Consider the following 17,933-nt stretch of genomic DNA (forward strand, 5'->3'; position numbering starts at 1 on the left):
TTCCGTGTTTCCGGGCCCCTGCGCGGCCCGGTGCGCACAGCTCCTCCACGGCCCGCGGACGGCGGCGCCATCCGGAGCCGTTAGTGTGGTGCGCCATCCGGTTGCCGTTCACCGGCTGTGTCCACCGAGAACTGGGGCCCGCGCACTCGATGACCGTCTACAGCCACCAGAGCGGCTTCACCGCTGCCAGGCCGCCCGCCTATCCGCGCCACCTGGTCACCGCGGTGATCGTCTCGCACGACGGGGCCCGCTGGCTGCCACAGGCCCTCGCCGGCCTGCTCGGCCAGGACCGTCAGGTCCAGCGGGTGCTCGCCGTCGACACCGGCTCCACCGACAGCTCCCCGCAGTTGCTCGCCGACACCCTCGCCGACTGGCTCCCGGAGAGCGGCCCGATCGTCCTCGGCCGCCGGGCCGGCTTCGGCACCGCCGTCGGCGAGGCCGTCTTCAACAGCCCGCCGCTGCGCCCCGAGGACCTCCCCTACCGGCTCGACCCGTCCGGCTACGACCCGGTCACCGGCGGCTGGGACGACTTCGGCGACCCGCTCGGCCACGAGGACGACCTCGGCCGCGGCGGCCCCCGGGAGACCCAGCCGGTCGAGTGGCTCTGGCTGCTGCACGACGACTGCGAGCCGCAGACCGACGCGCTGCGCCGCCTCCTCCAGGTCGCCGACTCCACCCCCAGCGCCGCCGTCGTCGGCCCCAAGCTGCGCAGCTGGTACGACCGCCGCCAGCTGCTGGAGGTGGGCGTCACCATCGCCCGCTCCGGCCGCCGCTGGACCGGCCTCGACCGCCGCGAGCAGGACCAGGGCCAGCACGACCAGGTCCGCCCGGTGCTCGCCGTCTCCACCGCCGGCATGCTGGTCCGCCGCGACGTCTTCGAGGAGCTCGGCGGCTTCGACCGGGCGCTGCCGCTGATGCGCGACGACACCGACTTCTGCTGGCGGGTCAACGCCGCCGGCCACCGCGTCGTGGTCGCCCCCGACGCCGTGCTGCGGCACGCCGAGGCGGCCAGCCGCGAGCGCCGCGCGATCGACTGCGGCCCCTCCCACCCGCACCGGCTGGACAAGGCCGGCGCCGTCTACACCCTGCTCGCCAACTCCAAGGGCGCGCTCTTCCCCTACGTCCTGCTGCGGCTGGTGCTCGGCACCCTGCTGCGGGTGGTCACCAACCTGCTCGGCAAGGACCCGAAGCAGGCCTTCGACGAACTCGCCGGTCTCGGCCACGAACTGCTCCGGCTGCCCCGGCTGCTGGCGGCCCGCAAACGCCGGGCCCGGCTGCGGGCCGCCGACGCCCTGGACGACCGCTCGCTCTTCCCGGCGCCCGGAGCCACCGCCCGGCTCGCCGTCGAGGGCGTGATCGGCTCGCTCGGCATAGGGGGCGGCGACGACTCCGGGGCCGGCCGGCACGGCTCGGTCGAGGCCGGCCCGGGCGACGAGGACTCCGAGGACCTGGTCGTCGAGCAGTTCACGCTGATCAAGAAGCTGGCCCGCCGCCCGGCGCCGGTCCTGTTCGCCGCGCTGCTGGTCTTCGCGCTGGTCGCCTGCCGCGGCCTGTTCGGCGCCGGCGCGCTGTTCGGCGGCGCGCTGCTGCCCGCCACCGACGGCGCCGGCGGCCTCTGGTCGATGTACGCGGACGCCTGGCACCCCGTCGGCACCGGCTCCACCGCGGCGGCGCCGCCGTACCTCGCGGTGCTGTCGGTGCTCTCCTGGGCGCTGTTCGACCACGCCGACCTCGCGGTCACCCTGCTGGTCGTCCTCGCCGTGCCGCTCGCCGCCGTCAGCGCCTACCTGGTCTCCCGGCCGCTGCTCGACTCCAAGCTGGTCCGTGCCTGGGCCAGCGCCACCTACGCCCTGCTGCCCGCGGCCACCGGCGCGCTCGCCCAGGGCCGGATCGGCACCGCCGTCCTCGCCGTCCTGCTGCCGCCGCTGGCCCGCGCGGCCGCGATCTCCGCCGGCCTCGGCATCCGCGCCGAGAGCGCCGCCAAGGGCGCCCGGCCCGGCTGGCGCCCGGTCTGGATGACCGTCCTGCTGCTCACCCTCGCCACCGCCTTCGTGCCGCTGGCGTGGGCGCTGGCCGTGCCGCTCTGCCTGGCCATGCTCGCCGCCGCCGTGGTGCGCGGCGGGGCGTTCGGCTCCGGCGGGGCCGCGCTGCGGCTGCTCGGGCTGCGCGTGCTGGTGATCCTCGGCGCGCCGGTGCTGGTGCTCGCGCCCTGGTCGCTGCAGGTGCTCTCGCACCCCCAGCTGCTGCTGCTGGAGGCCGGTCTGCCCGGTCTGCACGGCGGCGGCGCGAACGCCGTCGGCCTGCTGCTGGTCAACCCGGGCGGCGCCGGAGTGCCGCCGGTCTGGCTGTCGGCGGGCGTGGTGCTCGCCGCGCTGGCCGCGCTGCTGCGCGCCGACCGCCGCCGCGCGGTGCTCGCCGCCTGGGGCGCCGCCGGTGCCGGCCTGGTCTTCGCGGTCGCGGTGGCGGGCACCTCGGTGACCCCCGCCTCCGGCGGCCCGGCCGTGCCCGCGTGGGCCGGCCCGGCCTCGCTGCTCGCCGGCATCGCCCTGCTGGCCGCCGCCGCGATCGGCGCCGACGGCGCCAACGCCCGGGTGGCCGGCATTGCCTTCGGCTGGCGCCAGCCGGTCGCCGCCCTGGTGGTGGCCGCCGCGGTGCTCGCCCCGCTCGGCACCGGCGTCTGGTGGGCCGTCACCGGGGCCGACGGCCCGCTGCACCGGGCCCCGGCCGCCCAGGTGCCCGCGTTCATCGCCGAGGAGGCCGGTACCAGCGACCGGGCCCGCACCCTGGTCGTCACCGGCGACCCGAAGGGCGGCTCGGTCCGCTACACCCTGGTGCGCGGCGCCGGGGTGACGCTCGGCCAGGCCGAGTCCACCGTGGACCCGGCCACCGGCACCACCGAGCGCCTCGACAAGGTGGTCGGCAGCCTGCTGGCCGGCTCCGGAGCCGACCAGGCCGAGGCGCTGTCCGACTACGGCATCGCCTACGTGCTGGTCGACCAGCCGGCGATCGGCGCCTTCAAGGACGTCCTGGACACCACCCCGGGCCTGGTCAAGGCCAACCAGGACGGCGGCACCGCGCTCTGGCAGGTCAACGGCACGCCCGCGACCCGCGCCCTGATCACCGCCCCCGGCACCACCCCCGTGGCGGTGCCGTCCGGCGAGCGCGACCTCGACACCGCCGTTCCGGCCGGTCCCGAGGGCCGGGTGCTGCGCCTCGCCGAGGCGGCCGGCCCCGAGTGGAAGGCGACCCTCGACGGCGCCGCGCTGGAGGCCACCACCGTCGACGGCTGGGCACAGGGCTTCAAGCTCCCGGCCGCCGCCGGCAAGCTGGTGGTCACCCGGGAGGGCGGCCTGCTGCACACCGGCTGGATCTGGGCCCAGCTGCTGCTCGGCCTGACCGTCCTGGTGCTGGCGCTGCCCGGCCGCCGCAACCACAAGGACGACGACCTGCCCGAGGAGGTCGTCGCCGCCGCCGCGCTGGCGGCCGCCGCCCAGGCGCAGGCGCCCGCCCCCGGCAGCCGCCGGGCCCGCCGGATGGCCGAACGCGGCGAGGGCGGCGAAGGCGGCGACGGGGACGGCGAGGGCGGCGTGTACGAGGGCCGGCCGGGCGCGATCCCGCCGCAGCCCGCGGGCGAACCGCCGGTCGAGGCGGTCCAGGCGGCCGCGGCCGTCCAGGAGGCCGAGCAGTACGCCGACCCGTACCAGACGTACCAGCAGGCCGACCCGTACAGCTACGGCTCCTACCCGGCCCAGCAGCCGACCGCCGCGCCGTACGGCGGCGGCCAGGAGTACGGCGGCGACGGGTACCAGCAGCAGGCCTACCCGCAGGGCGGCCAGCAGGGCTACGACCCGTACCAGCAGGACCAGCAGTACGGCGGCTACGACCCCTACCAGCAGGACGGGCAGCAGCCGTGGGTGCCGGGGCAGCCGCAGGGCGAGCCCTACTACGACCCGAACGATCCGAATGACCCCAACAACCCCAACAACCCCAACGGGCCGGGCCGGTACCCGCACCACCACGGATCGGGGAGCTGACCCGCGATGAAGAAGCCCGCCTTCCCGAAGAAGTCCAAGGGCCGGACCGGCTCCGGGGCACCGGACGAGGCCGCGTTCGCCGCGGCCGGCCCCGCGGGGTCGTCCGGAGGGACGAAGACGACCCAGTCGCTGCTGGCCGCCGCCGCGGTGCTCGCCGTGGTGTTCGGGGTCGCCCAGGTGCGCCCGCCGGCCACCGCGGCCGGCCCGGACCAGGGCGGCGCCGCGACCTCGGCGCAGGTCGAGCGGACCGCCCTGGTCTGCCCGCAGCCGCTCCAGGGCCTGACCGGCTCGACCACCCTCACCGCCTACACCCCGCCCGGCACCGGCACCGGCACCGGTGGCGACGCGGCCGCGGGGGTCGGCTGGGTCGCCGACGCGGCGGCGCCCGCCACCGCGCCCTCGGCCCCCGCCGCCCCGGCGCCCTCCGCTCCCGCACCGTCCGCCCCGACGGCCGCCGCCTCCACCGCGCCGGTCGCGGCCAAGGACACCGCGCCCGGCGACGCCCGGCTGAACCTGACCAAGCCGGGCGCCCCCGTGGTCGCCCCCGCCGCCAACAGCGACAACGCCCCCGGGACCGGCGCGGTCGCCACCGGCGCCCTCGCGCCCGGCTTCACCGTGACCCAGACCACCACCGTCACCGAGCAGCGCGGCCAGGGCCTCTCCGGCCTCACCTGCACTCCGGCCGGTACCAGCTTCTGGTTCGCCGGCGCCAGCACCGCGGGCGACCGGGTCGACTACGTCAGCCTGGTCAACACCGAGGCCACCGCGGCCGTGGTCGACATCAAGCTGTACGGCGACAAGGGCCTGATCGAGAACGACGCCGCCAACGGCATCACCGTCGCCCCCGGCAGCTCGCAGTCGGTCCTGCTGCCCACCATCAGCAAGGGCCAGGTCGCCGACCTCGCGGTGCACGTCGTCGCCCGCAGCGGCCGGGTCGGCGCCGCCGTGCACGCCGCCGACGGCAGCAAGGGCGCCGACTGGGTGCCCGCCTCGGCCGCCCCGGCGCCCGTCCAGGTGCTCCCGGGCCTGCCCGCCGACACCGCCAACGCCCACCTGGTGGTCTGGGCGCCGCCGGAGGACGACGCGGACCTGAAGATCCAGCTCTCCGGCAAGAACGGCCTGTTCACCCCGGCCGGCAACGAGTCGATCCACGTCAAGGCGGGCATGGTGGCCGCCGTCGACCTCGGCAAGGTCACCCGGGACGAGGTGGCCGGCCTGCGCCTGTCACCCACGGACGACAAGCACCCCACCCCGGTGGTGGCCGGCCTGCGGATCGACCGGGTGGGCCAGAACGGCAAGTCCGACGCCGCCTGGCTGACCGGGACCGCCCCGGTCGGCGCCCGCGCCACGGTGGCCGACAACCGCGGCGGCGGCCCGACCACGCTCTTCCTCACCTCCACCGGTGAGGCCGCCAAGGTCAAGGTCACCGCCTCGGCCGGCAGCGGCGGGGGCACCCCGGTCAGCAAGGACGTCGAGCTGCCCGCCGGCGGCACGGTCGCCGTCCCGGCGCCCGAGCCCACCGGTCTGAACGGCGCCTTCGCGCTGACCGTGGAGACCGTCTCCGGCGGCCCCGTCGTGGCCGCCCGGATGCTGGCGATCCCGACCAAGGACGTCCCGATGTTCACCGTCCAGGCGCTCCGCGACGACCGCAGCAGCGTCAAGGTCCCGCGGGCCGCCCAGGACCCGGCGGTCGTGCTCCGCTGACGCCATGACGGAGGGGCGGTACCCGGCACCGGGTACCGCCCCTCCGTCGTCGGGTCATTCCTCGTCGTAGCGAGGGTCGATGGCGTCCGGCGACAGCCCCAGCAGCTCCGCCACCTGCTCGATCAGGATCTCGTGCACCAGGGCGGCGCGGTCCTCGCGCGACTTCGCCCGGATCTCCACCGGCCGGCGGTACACCACGATCTGGCTCTTGCGCCCCTGCCGGCCCGGCGACACCTGCCCCAGCGGCACCCCGCCGTCCGTGTCCGGCCCCTGCGCCTCGCGCAGCGGGACCTCCTGGACGGCGAACTCCACTTCGATCAGCTGAGGCCAACGCCGTTCGAGACGCTCCACCGACTCGCGCACGTAGTCGTCGAACAACTCGGAGCGGGTGAGCGAGATCGGCACCTGCGGAGGCGCCAGCGGGCCGCGCAGACCCCTGCCGTGCCGGTCGCGGTGGCGCGGGCGGCGCGAAGGTCCCGTCGATGACTGCGGTGCAGAGCTGTCCATATCACTGCCGAGGGTAGTCCTTGGACGGTCGGAAGTGGACCACCTCGACAGCGAACGGCCAGGGCGGCGGGCGCACGGACGGGCGCGCGGAGCGCGACACGGCACGCCCTCCGGACAGGCGGTCTTCGCTCCCCGGCGAGGAGTGCGGTACCGTCCACCCTCGTGAGCTCTGTACGTCGTTGTTCGCGGACCGCGTGCGGCCGACCGGCCGTCGCGACGCTGACGTACGTCTACGCGGACTCCACCGCCGTCCTCGGCCCGCTCGCCACCTACGCCGAGCCGCACTGCTACGACCTGTGCGCCGAGCACGCCGAGCGCCTCACCGCCCCGCGCGGCTGGGAGGTCGTCCGGCTCGCCGCCGAGGCCGGCCCGCTGCGCCGCAGCAGCGACGACCTCGAAGCGCTCGCCAACGCCGTCCGCGAGGCCGCCCGCCCGCAGACCCCCCGTCAGGGCCGAGGCCCCGACGGCGAGTCCACCGAGGCCGGCCGCCGCGGTCATCTGCGCGTGCTGCGCTCGCCCGACAACTGACGAGCCCGCCCCGCCCGCACCGGGCGAGGAGCGGCCACCCGGCCCCGGTACGCTGCCCGTCTACCGCCCGCCCGACGGCGCGGTGCCCCGACGTATCGTGACCCGGGGGCGGCCGGCCGCCCCCGGGAAGCACACCGATCAGACAGAGACCAGGGTGGAGCCGCAGTGCGCGACCTCAAGCAGCTCGTGAAGGCGTACGACGTTCGAGGCGTCGTCCCGGACCAGTGGGACGAGAGCCTCGCGCGGGCCTTCGGCGCCGCGTTCGTGCAGGTCACCGGAGCGTCCTCGATCGTCACCGGCCACGACATGCGGCCGTCCTCCCCGTCGCTGAGCCGGGCCTTCGCCGAGGGCGCCGCCGCCTACGGCGCCGACGTGGTCGAGATCGGCCTCTGCTCGACCGACCAGCTGTACTACGCCAGCGGCAAGCTCGACCTGCCCGGCGCGATGTTCACCGCCAGCCACAACCCGGCGCAGTACAACGGCATCAAGCTCTGCCGGGCCGGCGCCGCCCCGGTCGGCCAGGACACCGGCCTCGCCGACATCCGCGAGCTGGTCGAGTCGTGGACCGGCGAGGGCGACACGGTCACCGTGCCCGTGCGGGACGTCAAGCCCGGCGCGCTGTCCGCCCAGGACACCCTGCGCGGCTACGCCGACCACCTGCTCGGCCTGGTCGACCTGACCGCGATCCGCCCGCTCAAGGTCGCCGTCGACGCCGGCAACGGGATGGGCGGCCACACCGTGCCGACCGTCTTCGACGGCCTGCCGATCGAGCTCGTCCCGATGTACTTCGAGCTGGACGGCACCTTCCCCAACCACGAGGCCAACCCGCTCGACCCGAAGAACCTCGTCGACCTGCAGGCCAAGGTCCGCGAGGTCGGCGCCGACCTCGGGCTCGCCTTCGACGGCGACGCCGACCGCTGCTTCGTGGTCGACGAGCGCGGCGAGCCGGTCTCCCCGTCCGCCATCACCGCCCTGGTCGCGGTCCGCGAGATCGCCCGGGCCAAGGCGGCCGGCGAGGACGAGCCGACCGTCATCCACAACCTGATCACCTCCTGGACCGTCCCCGAGGTGGTCCGCGAGCTCGGCGGCAAGCCGGTCCGCACCCGGGTCGGCCACTCCTTCATCAAGCAGGAGATGGCCGTCACCGACGCGGTCTTCGGCGGTGAGCACTCCGCGCACTACTACTTCCGCGACTTCTGGCGCGCCGACACCGGCATGCTGGCCGCGCTGCACGTGCTGGCCGCCCTCGGCGGGCAGGACGGCACGCTCTCCGCGCTCACCGCCGAGTACGACCGCTACGCCGCCTCCGGCGAGATCAACAGCACCGTCGCCGACCAGGCCGACCGCTCCGCCGCCGTCCGCGCCGCGTACGCCGGCCTGGAGGGCACCACCGTGGACGAGCTGGACGGTCTCACCGTCGCCGGGCCGGACTGGTGGTTCAACCTGCGCGCCTCCAACACCGAGCCGCTGCTGCGCCTCAACGTCGAGGCCAAGGACCCGGCGCGGATGGCGGAGCTGCGCGACGGCGTGCTCGCCATCGTCCGCGGCTGACACCCACCCGACGCACGCCCCCGGCGGGCGTCCCGAGGCGTGCGCCCGACGCACGCGCCTGACGCACGCCGCCTGTGCCCCGGCCGGTAGGGTTTCCTCCTGGCCGGGGCACCGCCGTGCCACCCCCGAGATCTGGAGCCCGACACCCCATGAAGCTCGAATCCTTCCTGCTGGAGATCCTGGTCTGCCCGCAGTGCCGGGCCGCGCTCACCGAAGGCGGCAGCGAGGAGCACCCCGAGCTGCTCTGCACCGGTGAGGGCTGCGGCCTCGCCTACCCCGTCCGGGACGGCATTCCGGTCCTGCTGGTGGACGAGGCCCGCCGCCCGGCCTGATCCTTGGGGCCAAGACCCGCAGGGGGCACGGACCCGTACCCGCCCCCGCCACCCCCAGCGCCCTGCCAGCAGCCGGAGGCCCGCCGCATGCTCGACGACACCCTGCTCGACGACCCGGCCGCCCTCCAGCGCGCCGACCGCGACCGCGCGCTGCTGGCCCTGGCCGGCGCCGGCGCACGGGTCCGCACCGCCCTGCGGCTCGCCGACGCGGCCGGCCTGGACCGGCTGCGCCCCGACGGCCGACCGCGCGCCGTGCTGGTGGCGGGCCACGGCAGCGCGCTGACGGCGGGCGAGATCCTCGCCGCGCTGGCCGGCACCGCCAGCCTGATCGCGCCGCTGCCGCCCACCGACGCGGCGGCGCCGCCGCGCACCGACCGGGCCAGCGCGCCGCCGGTGTTCGCCGACGGCCTCGCCTGGCAGCTCCCGGGCTGGGCCGGACCGCTCGACCTGCTGGTGATCAGCTCCGCCGACGGCGGCGAGCAGGGCCTGGTCGCCCTCGCCGAACAGGCCTACGCGCGCGGCTGCGCCATCGTCGTCACCGCCCCCGCCGGCAGCCGGCTGGCCGAGGCCGCCCTCCAGGTCCGCGCGCTGCCGCTGCCCTACGTGCCGTCCAACCTGCCCGACGACGGCACGCCCCCGGCCGGGCCGGGGGCCGAGCCCGACCTCCCGGCCGAGGACCCGGCCGCGCTCTGGGCCCACCTCGCCCCGCTGCTGGCGCTGGCCCAGAAGCTCGGCGTCACCCAGCTGCCCTACGACGCGCCGGCCGCCACCGCGGACCTGCTGGACGAGGCCGCCGTGCGCTGCCGGCCGGACGCGGCCGCGTACACCAACCCCGCCAAGAGCCTGGCCGCCCGGCTGGCCGGTACCGTGCCGCTGCTCTGGGCCGAGGGGCCGGTGGCCGGCGCGGCCGCCGCCCGGTTCACCACCCAGCTCGCCGAGCGGGCCGGCCGCCCGGCGCCGGCCGGCCTGCTGCCGCAGGTGCTGACCGCGCACCGCGGCATGTTCGCCGGTCAGCTCGGCGCGGGGGCCGACCCCGACGACTTCTTCCGCGACCGGGTCGACGAGCCCGACCCGCTGCACCTCCAGGTGCTGGTGCTGCGGCACCTCCCCGGCACGCCGGCCCCCGGCGAGGAGGACCGGGGCCCGGCCGAGGTGCCGGCCGACGACGAGCGTCCGCGCAGCTACCCGGTCACCCGCGGGCAGCGGCTGGCCGCCGCCCACGACGTCCGGCTCACCGAGTACGCCACCACCCGGCCCGACCCGCTGCACGCGCTGGCCGACCTGATCGCGCTGACCGACTTCGCCGCCGTCTACCTGGGGCTCGCGGCGCAGTCCTGAGCCCGCGGCGCGGCGCCCTCCCGGGCCGGGGCCGCGGCGCCGTCCCGACCCCGCGGCGCGGCGGCCCGGTACCGTATGCGCTCGACGGACTCGGCCGGGGCGCGACCCGGCCGAGGCAGCACCCGACAGAGCAGAGCGCGGGCCGCCCGAGCGGCCCCCGGCGGAGGGATCCACACCGGCATGAGCACCGAAGGCGGTACCAAGGCCCTGGTCGCGGCCCTGGCGGCGAACCTGGGCATCGCGGTCAGCAAGTTCGTGGCCTTCGCGTTCTCCGGCTCCTCCTCGATGCTGGCCGAGGGCGTCCACTCGCTGGCCGACTCGGGCAACCAGGTGCTGCTGCTGGTCGGCGGCAAGCGCTCGCAGCGGGCGGCCACCCAGGAGCACCCGTTCGGCTACGGGCGCGAGCGCTACATCTACGCGTTCCTGGTCTCCATCGTGCTGTTTAGCGTCGGTGGCATGTTCGCCGTCTACGAGGGCTACGAGAAGATCGCCCACCCGCACGAGCTGGACAACTGGTACTGGCCGATCGGCGTGCTGGTGCTGGCGATCGGGCTGGAGGCGTGGTCCTTCTTCACCGCCTACCGCGAGGCCGTCAAGGACAAGGGCGCGCACGGCTGGCCCGCCTACATCCGCCGGGCCAAGGCGCCGGAGCTGCCGGTCGTCCTGCTGGAGGACACCGGCGCGCTGATCGGTCTGGTGCTGGCGCTCTTCGGCGTCGGCCTGACCGTGATCACCGGGGACGGCGTCTGGGACGGTATCGGCACCCTGGCGATCGGCCTGCTGCTGATCGTGATCGCCCTCGTGCTGGCGTCGGAGACCAGGTCGCTGCTGATCGGCGAGTCCGCCCACCCGGAGGTGGTGGCCGAGATCCGCGACGCGCTGGTCGACCACGACTCCGTCACCCGCGTGATCCACATGCGGACCCTGCACCTCGGCCCGGAGGAACTGCTGGTCGCCGCCAAGATCGCGGTCAACGCGGAGGACTCCGCCGCGCAGGTGGCGCAGGCCATCGACGCCGCCGAGATCCGCGTCCGCCGGGCCGTCCCGATCGCCCGGGCGATCTACCTGGAGCCCGACGTGTACAGCGCCGAGAAGGAGGCGCAGGGCGACGACCCGTACGCCACGCCCGGTGGACCGGTGCCCGGCGCGCACTGAGCACCCGCACCCCCGGGGCGGCGGTGCGCGGGCCGAAAAACGGTCATAGCGAGCCGCCGTCCGGGCCCGCCGGTGTAGATTCGTCACCAGAGCCAGAACGTCGCTGCTGATGGCGGTCGATCGGTGGTCCGTCCCCTGGGGGCGCGTACCGGTCGAGGGAGAGAGGTCCTCCGACGGTTTGTGCTGAGCAGCAGGGAACCGGTCCCGCCGCGGATCCGGTGGCCCCGGCGTTGCCGCGCACCCGTGCGTCCCCGCCGTGCCGCGACGCACACCCAGGACCTTTGGCCTTGCCCCATCCCCATCAGCGAGGAGCAGACGCATGTCGACCGACATCACCGGTGACTTCAAGGTCGCCGACCTTTCCCTGGCGCCGTTCGGCCGCAAGGAGATCCAGCTGGCCGAGCACGAGATGCCCGGCCTGATGACGATCCGCGCCGAGTACGCCGCCTCGCAGCCGCTCGCCGGCGCCCGCATCACCGGCTCGCTGCACATGACCGTGCAGACCGCCGTGCTGATCGAGACCCTCACCGCCCTCGGTGCCGAGGTCCGCTGGTGCTCCTGCAACATCTTCTCCACCCAGGACCACGCCGCCGCCGCCATCGCGGTCGGCCCGGAGGGCACCCCCGAGAACCCGCAGGGTGTGCCGGTCTTCGCCTGGAAGGGCGAGACGCTGGACGAGTACTGGTGGTGCACCGAGCAGGCGCTGACCTGGCCGAACGGCCAGACCCCGAACATGATCCTGGACGACGGCGGCGACGCCACCCTGCTGATCCACAAGGGTGTCGAGTTCGAGAAGGCCGGCTCCGCGCCGGACCCGTCGACCGCGGACAACGACGAGTTCCGGATCATCCTGGAGCTGCTCAACCGCACCCTGGTCGAGACCCCGAACAAGTGGACCGAGGTCGCCGCCACCATCAAGGGCGTGACCGAGGAGACCACCACCGGTGTCCACCGCCTGTACGAGATGCACCGCGACGGCAAGCTGCTGTTCCCGGCGATCAACGTCAACGACTCGGTCACCAAGTCGAAGTTCGACAACAAGTACGGCTGCCGCCACTCGCTGATCGACGGCATCAACCGTGCCACCGACGTCCTGATCGGCGGCAAGGTCGCCGTCGTCGCCGGCTACGGCGACGTGGGCAAGGGCTGCGCCGAGTCGCTGCGCGGCCAGGGCGCCCGCGTCATCGTCACCGAGATCGACCCGATCTGCGCGCTCCAGGCGGCGATGGACGGCTACCAGGTCGCGACCCTGGACGACGTCGTGGAGACGGCCGACATCTTCATCACGACGACCGGCAACAAGGACATCATCATGGCCTCGCACATGGCCCGGATGAAGCACCAGGCCATCGTCGGCAACATCGGCCACTTCGACAACGAGATCGACATGGCCGGCCTGGCCCAGCTGCCGGGTGTCGTGAAGACCGAGGTCAAGCCGCAGGTCCACGAGTGGCGCAAGGAGGACGGCCGCACCATCATCGTCCTCTCCGAGGGCCGCCTGCTGAACCTGGGCAACGCGACCGGCCACCCGTCGTTCGTGATGTCCAACTCCTTCGCCAACCAGACGATCGCGCAGATCGAGCTGTTCACGAAGACCGAGCAGTACCCGATCGGCGTCTACGTGCTGCCGAAGCACCTGGACGAGAAGGTCGCCCGTCTGCACCTCGACGCGCTGGGCGTGAAGCTGACCACCCTGACCAAGGACCAGGCCGACTACATCGGCGTCCCGGTCGAGGGCCCGTACAAGGCGGACCAGTACCGCTACTGATCAGGTGACACGGCCGTGGCCGGCGCCCCTTCGCGGGGTGCCGGCCACGGCCGCGTCCGGGCCCGGTCAGCGCAGGACGTCGACCGTCCAGGCGCTCTCGTCGGCACCCGCGGACCTGATCTTCGCCAGCACCCCGGGGAGCCCGCCGATCGCCTCCAGCGCCGGGTTCGCCCCGGAGCGGGTCGACACGCAGATCCGCACGCCCTTGTCCACCTCGCACTCGCGCGGGTCGGCGCCCGGCGGAGCGACCGCGGGCTCGGCGGTCTCCGGCTGGACCATGACGTCGACCGAGAGCCTCTCGGCGGTGAGCGCCAGGCTGACCCGCCAGGGCTCGTCGATGACGGCCGAGGGCCGCAGCAACGACACCGCCGACACCTTGAACGCCGCCGGAAGCCCCGTCAGGTAGACCGGCAGCGGGAGGTCGGTCCGCCCGAAGCGGGCCCCGGCCGCGATCCGCAGCAGCGTCTCCTCGGGCTTCGCCTCCTTCGGCGCGTAGGCGTCCAGCTGCGCCCACCGGCCCGAGGCCGTCTCCCAGGACAGGGTCACCGGGTCGACCGGCAGCGGGTTGTCGGAGACCAGCCAGTGGGCCGAACGCCCGTCGACCGGGGGAGCCGGCACCGTGTGCCGGCCGACGTGCGCGGGCTCGGCGTTCCCCGGCGCGAGCGACAGCGAGAGGTTCGGCGTGGACTGCCCCTTCGTCCACACCTTGGCGGACGTGTGCTCGGCGCCCAGCGCGTCGGCGTAGCCGTAGCCGAGGCCGCCCGCCGCGTTCAGCGAGTCCGGCAGCCAGCCGAACCGCGCCTCGGTGAAGAAGGGGTCGGTGCCCGTGCGCGCGGCGGACGAGACCTGGGGGGAGCTCGCGGCGACGAGCGTGCCCGGCGCCTCCGGCGTGGCGGTCCCGCCGGCCGGCCGGGTCAGCAGCGAACCGCCCAGGACCGCCGCCGCCGTCACCGCCGCCGCCGCGCCCCACGCGGCCCCGCGTCGGCGGCGCAGCCGCGACCGGCCGCGGACGACGGCCCAGGCGGTGTCGACGGCGGACGGCGGGGCGGGCTCGTCGGCCAGCGAGCTCAACCGCCCCGTGAGGTTCTGGTACTCGTTGTTCGTCATGACGTCCTCTCTGCGGTGGCGGGGCGGGCGGCGAGGGAGACGCGGAGCGCCTCCAGACCGCGCGAGGTCTGGCTCTTGACGTTGCCGGACGAGCAGCCCAGCGCCTCGGCGGCCTGGTCGATCGTCAGGTCGCAGTAGTACCGGAGCACCACGGTGGCCCGCTGCCGCGGCGGCAGCGCGGCCAGCGCCTTGCGCAGGTCGAGGGAGGCGTCGAGGTCGACGCCCACGCTCGCCGTGTCGGGCGCCGTGCCGTTGCGCGTCGTCCGCCGCCACCAGGGCGACCGCTGCTCGGCGAGGAACGTGTTGACCAGCACCTTGCGGGCGTAGCCGTCGACGTTCTCGACCCGTCCGGCCCGTGGCCAGTTCACGTAGAGCTTGGTGATGCTCTCCTGGACCAGGTCGTCCGCGCGGTGCCAGTCCCCGCACAGCAAGTAGGCGACCTTGCGCAGCCAGCCGCTCCTGGACGCCACGTACTCGGTGAACTCCGCTTCGCGTGCCGTCTTCGCCATCCCCGCCCCCCTTCCGTAGTACCGACGGCGCCGAACCGCGCCGTCCACCCCCTAATGCGGGCACCCCCGCCGAACGTTGCATGGCGGACGGCCCTGATCGTCCACGTAGGCTCTCGGGCATGCCCAATGGCCGGTACTCGCTCCACGACACCCATGACCACGTCCTGCTCGGCGAGGAGCGGTTCAGCTGCGCGCCCGGTCCGGCCGGCTGGCGGTACGTCTCCAAGACGTACGGGCCGGAGGGCCGGGTTCTCGGCACCCTCGACCTCACGCTGGACTCCCGGGCCCGGCCGCTGCGGACGGAGCTGAAGGCGGGCGGCTGGCAGGTCCGCGGCGGGGCGGTCGACGGGGTGGCCTGGGTGCGCACCGACGCGGCCGACCCGGCCGGGGAGCACGCGGTGGAGGGGCACGACCGGGCCCACGGCTTCACCGGGCGCTCGCCGGCCTTCCTGGTCGCCACCGCCCGACTGCTGCGGCTGCGGGAGGGGGCGAGCGCCAAGGTGCGGCTGGTCGCGTTCACCGAGCCGGTGCTGGCGCCGCGCACCTTCGACCAGGGCTGGCTGCTGGAGGCGGTGGAGACGCACGCGACGGACTCGGGGCCGCTGCTGGTCGAGCGCTACCAGGTGGCGGACCTGGAGACGGGCGAGCAGCAGGTGGTGCACCTGGCGGGGGACGTGGTGCTGGCCGCAGCGGGGGTGGAGCTGGAGGAGCTGGAGTCGCCGCCGAACGCCTGGCCGGTCGAGTTCGACGGCCGGTAGCGGGCGGTCGCCCGGGTTGTCCCGCCGGTCAGGCGGGCGGGGCGAATCCGGTGCCGGGGGCCGGCTGCGCGGCGGGGGCCGGCTGGGGCTGGGGTTGGGCCTGGGCCTGGGCCTGGGGATGGGCTTGTACCGGGGGTGTCGTGGGCATCGCGGGTGCGGAGGCGGGCGCCGGTGCGGCCGGTGCCGTGGGGGGCTGGACGTGGGGCCGCGGCGGGTGCTGAAGTCCGTAGCCCTGGGCCCTGGTCCACTCCCGCCGCTGGCGCTCGGTCAGCACCGCGCCGAGGTACGCCGCCGGGTGCAGCCCGTACGGGACGGGGTGGCCGGTGCGCGCGGCGAGGTCGTCGGCGAGCCGGGCGGACATCCGGTGCGCCACCGCCGGGTCCAGCTCGCCGATCCGGCCGAGCAGCTGGCGGATCGCCAGCCAGAGCGGCTCCGGCACGGCGGAGAGGTCCAGGGCGACCAGCTCGCCGCCGATCGTCTGCAGCAGCTGCGGGTGCACCGGCGGCAGCGCGTTCGCCGCACCGCCGCCCCCGGGCACCCGCTCGCGGACCACCAGGGTCCCCGCGAAGACGTCGCCCAGCCGCTTGCCGTCCGCCGAGACCGCCGAACAGATCGCCGCCGGCACGCCGCTCAGCACGATGATCTCGAAGAAGCCGACCAGCCCGCGCACCAGCGAGTGCCGGAACCGCACCGGTCCGCCGTCGCTGCGCACCACCCGCAGGCCCAGCGCGGCCTTTCCGAGCGAGCGCCCCCGGGTCAGGGTCTCGACCATGACGGGCAGGCCGACCAGGAAGAACACCATCAGCCCGAGCAGGATGGCGGCGAGGGCCGCACCGTCGAGGTCGACCAGGGCGAAGCTCAGTACCAGGGACGTCACCACCAGTGCGGCGCCCTGTACGAGCAGGTCCAGCCCGGTCGCCAGCGCCCGGCTCGGAAGCTTCGCCGTGCGCAGGCCGAGGACGACCGCCTCGCCCGTCACCAGGTCGCTCAAGACACCCGTCCGTTCCCGTCGGTGGTTCATGGTCCGCGGTCCGCGGGGAGGGAAGGCCGTCGGATCGGCCCCCACGACCCCGTGATCTGCAGTCGTCAACATACGGGGCCGCGGACCCGCTCGGGAAGGGAGGTCCCGGCCGCCCGGGTGGCCGCCGCCCCTGGCATGCTGGGCCCACTTGTCCGCACCCCGCCTGCCCGCGCGCCCCGCGCCGACCATGGAGCTGCCGCATGGACCTGGACGTCTTCGTCGCCACCCACCAGGGGGAGTGGGCACGGCTGGACGCCCTCGCCAAGAACCGCCGGCTCACCGGCGAGGAGGCGGACGAGCTGGTCACCCTCTACCAGCGCGTCACCGGTCACCTGGCCAAGGTGCAGGCCGCCGCGCCCGACCCCACCCTGGAGGGCCGGCTCACCAGCCTGGTCTCGCGGGCCCGCGACGCCGTCACGGGCACCCGCACCAGCGGCTGGCGGGACGTCGCGCGCTACTACAGCGTGAGCTTCCCGGCCGCGCTCTACCGTTCGCGCCGCTGGTGGCTGCCGGTGGCCGTGCTCTCGCTGCTCGCCACCGCCGTGATCGCGTGGTGGGTCGCGACCCACCCGGAGGTCCGGAACAGCCTGGCCACGCCGGACACGCTCCGGGAGATGACCAGGCCCGGCGGTGAGTACGAGGCGTACTACTCGGACCGCCCGGCGAGCTCGTTCGCGGCCCAGGTCTGGACGAACAACGCCTGGATCGCCGTGCAGTGCCTGCTGTTCGGGATCGCGCTGGGCATCCCGGTGCTCTTCGTGCTGTGGAGCAACGTCCTCAACCTCGGCCTCGGGGTCGGGCTGATGGCCTCGGCCGGCCGGCTCGACGTCTTCCTCGGTCTGCTCATTCCGCACGGCCTGCTGGAGCTCACCGCCGTCTTCGTGGCCGGCGGGCTGGGCCTGCGCCTGGGCTGGACCATCATCGACCCCGGCCCGCGGACCCGGGGGACGGCCCTGGCCGAACAGGGCCGGTCCATCATCGGCATGGCCATCGGCCTCGCGACGGTGCTGGGAGTCTCCGGTGTCCTGGAAGCCTTCGTCACCCCCTCCGGCCTGCCCACCTGGGCCCGCATCACGATCGGCGCGTTGGCCGAGGTCGCATTCCTGTTCTACGCCCTCGTCCTCGGCCGGAAGGCCGCGGCGAACGGCGAGACCGGTGATCTGGACGCGGCCGATCGGGCGGACCTTCAGCCGGTCGCGGCCTGAGCCGAGGTGATCGACATGCCGCTGACCTGCTACTCTTCTCGCATCCCGGTCAAACGATTGACGTGGCACGAGCGGGCTAGTAGGTTTCAACGGTTGGGACTGGTTGGACAACATCCGGTCCGAGGCGTTAGTGTCTACGACACCGCCGAATCAGGGCGATCGCATTTCACGAAGTGCGCGCCCTTTGACGAGGTAAACCCCCGGAACTGAGCACACCGAAAGCTTTGATAAGCTTCGGAGCGAAGTCGAAGGAAATCCCCCAGCGGGAATTCAGAGAAACAAGCGCCGGTAAGAACGGCCGCGAGGATCTGATAAGCTGGGAACACGAAAGAACGAAGCGCCCGGAGGGCCCGCTGGAAGGCGGTCCGAAGGAAGTGTCCGTTCCTTGAGAACTCAACAGCGTGCCAAAAGTCAAC

The 17,933-nt window shown here is 74.6% G+C and carries 14 protein-coding genes; 10 read left to right on the forward strand and 4 right to left on the reverse strand.

Annotation, left to right across the window (positions count from 1 at the left end):
- Positions 1 to 149: 149 nt before the first annotated feature.
- Positions 150 to 4,034, forward strand: coding sequence for a glycosyltransferase (locus ACFWA9_RS25615; protein WP_380390038.1), 3,885 nt, complete (start codon positions 150 to 152; stop codon positions 4,032 to 4,034).
- Positions 4,035 to 4,040: 6 nt separating this feature from the next.
- On the forward strand, positions 4,041 to 5,738 hold the full coding sequence (locus tag ACFWA9_RS25620) for a DUF5719 family protein (protein WP_359810210.1): 1,698 nt from the start codon (positions 4,041 to 4,043) through the stop codon (positions 5,736 to 5,738).
- A gap of 54 nt (positions 5,739 to 5,792) precedes the next feature.
- Here the strand turns inward: ACFWA9_RS25620 and ACFWA9_RS25625 are convergent, their stop codons facing one another.
- Positions 5,793 to 6,245, reverse strand: a complete 453-nt coding sequence (locus ACFWA9_RS25625) for a metallopeptidase family protein (RefSeq protein ID WP_329487921.1) — start codon at positions 6,243 to 6,245, stop codon at positions 5,793 to 5,795.
- A 162-nt stretch (positions 6,246 to 6,407) separates the two neighbouring features.
- On the opposite strand from ACFWA9_RS25625, the gene ACFWA9_RS25630 reads away from it, so the two are divergent.
- The 6 genes from ACFWA9_RS25630 to ahcY all read left to right on the forward strand — a co-directional run bounded on the left by ACFWA9_RS25630 (position 6,408) and on the right by ahcY (position 12,917).
- Complete coding sequence (locus ACFWA9_RS25630; protein WP_329487920.1) at positions 6,408 to 6,773, forward strand: DUF3499 domain-containing protein; 366 nt, start codon at positions 6,408 to 6,410, stop codon at positions 6,771 to 6,773.
- Positions 6,774 to 6,938: 165 nt separating this feature from the next.
- Positions 6,939 to 8,324, forward strand: a complete 1,386-nt coding sequence (locus ACFWA9_RS25635) for a phosphomannomutase/phosphoglucomutase (protein ID WP_380390041.1) — start codon at positions 6,939 to 6,941, stop codon at positions 8,322 to 8,324.
- A 149-nt stretch (positions 8,325 to 8,473) separates the two neighbouring features.
- Positions 8,474 to 8,656, forward strand: coding sequence for a Trm112 family protein (locus tag ACFWA9_RS25640; RefSeq protein WP_329487918.1), 183 nt, complete (start codon positions 8,474 to 8,476; stop codon positions 8,654 to 8,656).
- Positions 8,657 to 8,743: 87 nt separating this feature from the next.
- Positions 8,744 to 9,994 carry an SIS domain-containing protein gene (locus ACFWA9_RS25645; RefSeq protein WP_329487917.1) on the forward strand — a complete coding sequence of 417 codons (1,251 nt, stop codon included), beginning with the start codon at positions 8,744 to 8,746 and terminating at the stop codon, positions 9,992 to 9,994.
- A 180-nt stretch (positions 9,995 to 10,174) separates the two neighbouring features.
- The gene (locus ACFWA9_RS25650) at positions 10,175 to 11,149 is read left to right on the forward strand and encodes a cation diffusion facilitator family transporter (RefSeq protein WP_352289029.1); all 975 of its coding nucleotides are present in this window, start codon (positions 10,175 to 10,177) and stop codon (positions 11,147 to 11,149) included.
- Between the two features lie 319 nt (positions 11,150 to 11,468).
- The gene (gene ahcY, locus ACFWA9_RS25655; RefSeq protein WP_329487915.1) at positions 11,469 to 12,917 is read left to right on the forward strand and encodes an adenosylhomocysteinase; all 1,449 of its coding nucleotides are present in this window, start codon (positions 11,469 to 11,471) and stop codon (positions 12,915 to 12,917) included.
- 66 nt (positions 12,918 to 12,983) lie between these two features.
- On the opposite strand, the gene ACFWA9_RS25660 is transcribed toward ahcY, so the two are convergent.
- Both ACFWA9_RS25660 and ACFWA9_RS25665 read right to left on the reverse strand, forming a co-directional pair.
- Positions 12,984 to 14,024: a hypothetical protein gene (locus ACFWA9_RS25660; RefSeq protein WP_380390044.1), complete on the reverse strand. Its 1,041-nt coding sequence runs from the start codon at positions 14,022 to 14,024 to the stop codon at positions 12,984 to 12,986.
- Entirely contained in the window at positions 14,021 to 14,533 is a 513-nt protein-coding gene (locus ACFWA9_RS25665) for a SigE family RNA polymerase sigma factor (protein ID WP_329487913.1), read from the reverse strand. The genes ACFWA9_RS25660 and ACFWA9_RS25665 overlap by 4 nt, the downstream gene beginning before the upstream one ends.
- Before the next feature lie 119 nt (positions 14,534 to 14,652).
- Here ACFWA9_RS25665 and ACFWA9_RS25670 point away from each other — a divergent pair, with 119 nt between their 5' ends.
- Positions 14,653 to 15,291, forward strand: coding sequence for a hypothetical protein (locus ACFWA9_RS25670; RefSeq protein WP_380390046.1), 639 nt, complete (start codon positions 14,653 to 14,655; stop codon positions 15,289 to 15,291).
- 28 nt (positions 15,292 to 15,319) lie between these two features.
- Here the strand turns inward: ACFWA9_RS25670 and ACFWA9_RS25675 are convergent, their stop codons facing one another.
- Complete coding sequence (locus tag ACFWA9_RS25675; RefSeq protein ID WP_380390048.1) at positions 15,320 to 16,282, reverse strand: RDD family protein; 963 nt, start codon at positions 16,280 to 16,282, stop codon at positions 15,320 to 15,322.
- Positions 16,283 to 16,512: 230 nt separating this feature from the next.
- On the opposite strand from ACFWA9_RS25675, the gene ACFWA9_RS25680 reads away from it, so the two are divergent.
- A complete protein-coding gene (locus ACFWA9_RS25680; RefSeq protein WP_359810236.1) occupies positions 16,513 to 17,517 on the forward strand; it encodes a stage II sporulation protein M in 1,005 nt (334 codons plus the stop codon).
- Positions 17,518 to 17,933: the final 416 nt, after the last annotated feature.

It is taken from the genome of Kitasatospora sp. NPDC059973 (assembly GCF_042737525.1).
Lineage (GTDB): Bacteria > Actinomycetota > Actinomycetes > Streptomycetales > Streptomycetaceae > Kitasatospora.

Excerpts from the sequence above, each read along its gene's own strand:
- ACFWA9_RS25680 (WP_359810236.1), top strand. The coding sequence starts at position 16,513 with ATGGACCTGGACGTCTTCGTCGCCACCCACCAGGGGGAGTGGGCACGG.
- ACFWA9_RS25650 (WP_352289029.1), top strand. The coding sequence starts at position 10,175 with ATGAGCACCGAAGGCGGTACCAAGGCCCTGGTCGCGGCCCTGGCGGCG.
- ahcY (WP_329487915.1), top strand. The coding sequence starts at position 11,469 with ATGTCGACCGACATCACCGGTGACTTCAAGGTCGCCGACCTTTCCCTG.
- ACFWA9_RS25670 (WP_380390046.1), top strand. The coding sequence starts at position 14,653 with ATGCCCAATGGCCGGTACTCGCTCCACGACACCCATGACCACGTCCTG.
- ACFWA9_RS25620 (WP_359810210.1), top strand. The coding sequence starts at position 4,041 with ATGAAGAAGCCCGCCTTCCCGAAGAAGTCCAAGGGCCGGACCGGCTCC.
- ACFWA9_RS25640 (WP_329487918.1), top strand. The coding sequence starts at position 8,474 with ATGAAGCTCGAATCCTTCCTGCTGGAGATCCTGGTCTGCCCGCAGTGC.
- ACFWA9_RS25615 (WP_380390038.1), top strand. The coding sequence starts at position 150 with ATGACCGTCTACAGCCACCAGAGCGGCTTCACCGCTGCCAGGCCGCCC.
- ACFWA9_RS25660 (WP_380390044.1), bottom strand. The coding sequence starts at position 14,024 with ATGACGAACAACGAGTACCAGAACCTCACGGGGCGGTTGAGCTCGCTG.
- ACFWA9_RS25625 (WP_329487921.1), bottom strand. The coding sequence starts at position 6,245 with ATGGACAGCTCTGCACCGCAGTCATCGACGGGACCTTCGCGCCGCCCG.
- ACFWA9_RS25645 (WP_329487917.1), top strand. The coding sequence starts at position 8,744 with ATGCTCGACGACACCCTGCTCGACGACCCGGCCGCCCTCCAGCGCGCC.
- ACFWA9_RS25665 (WP_329487913.1), bottom strand. The coding sequence starts at position 14,533 with ATGGCGAAGACGGCACGCGAAGCGGAGTTCACCGAGTACGTGGCGTCC.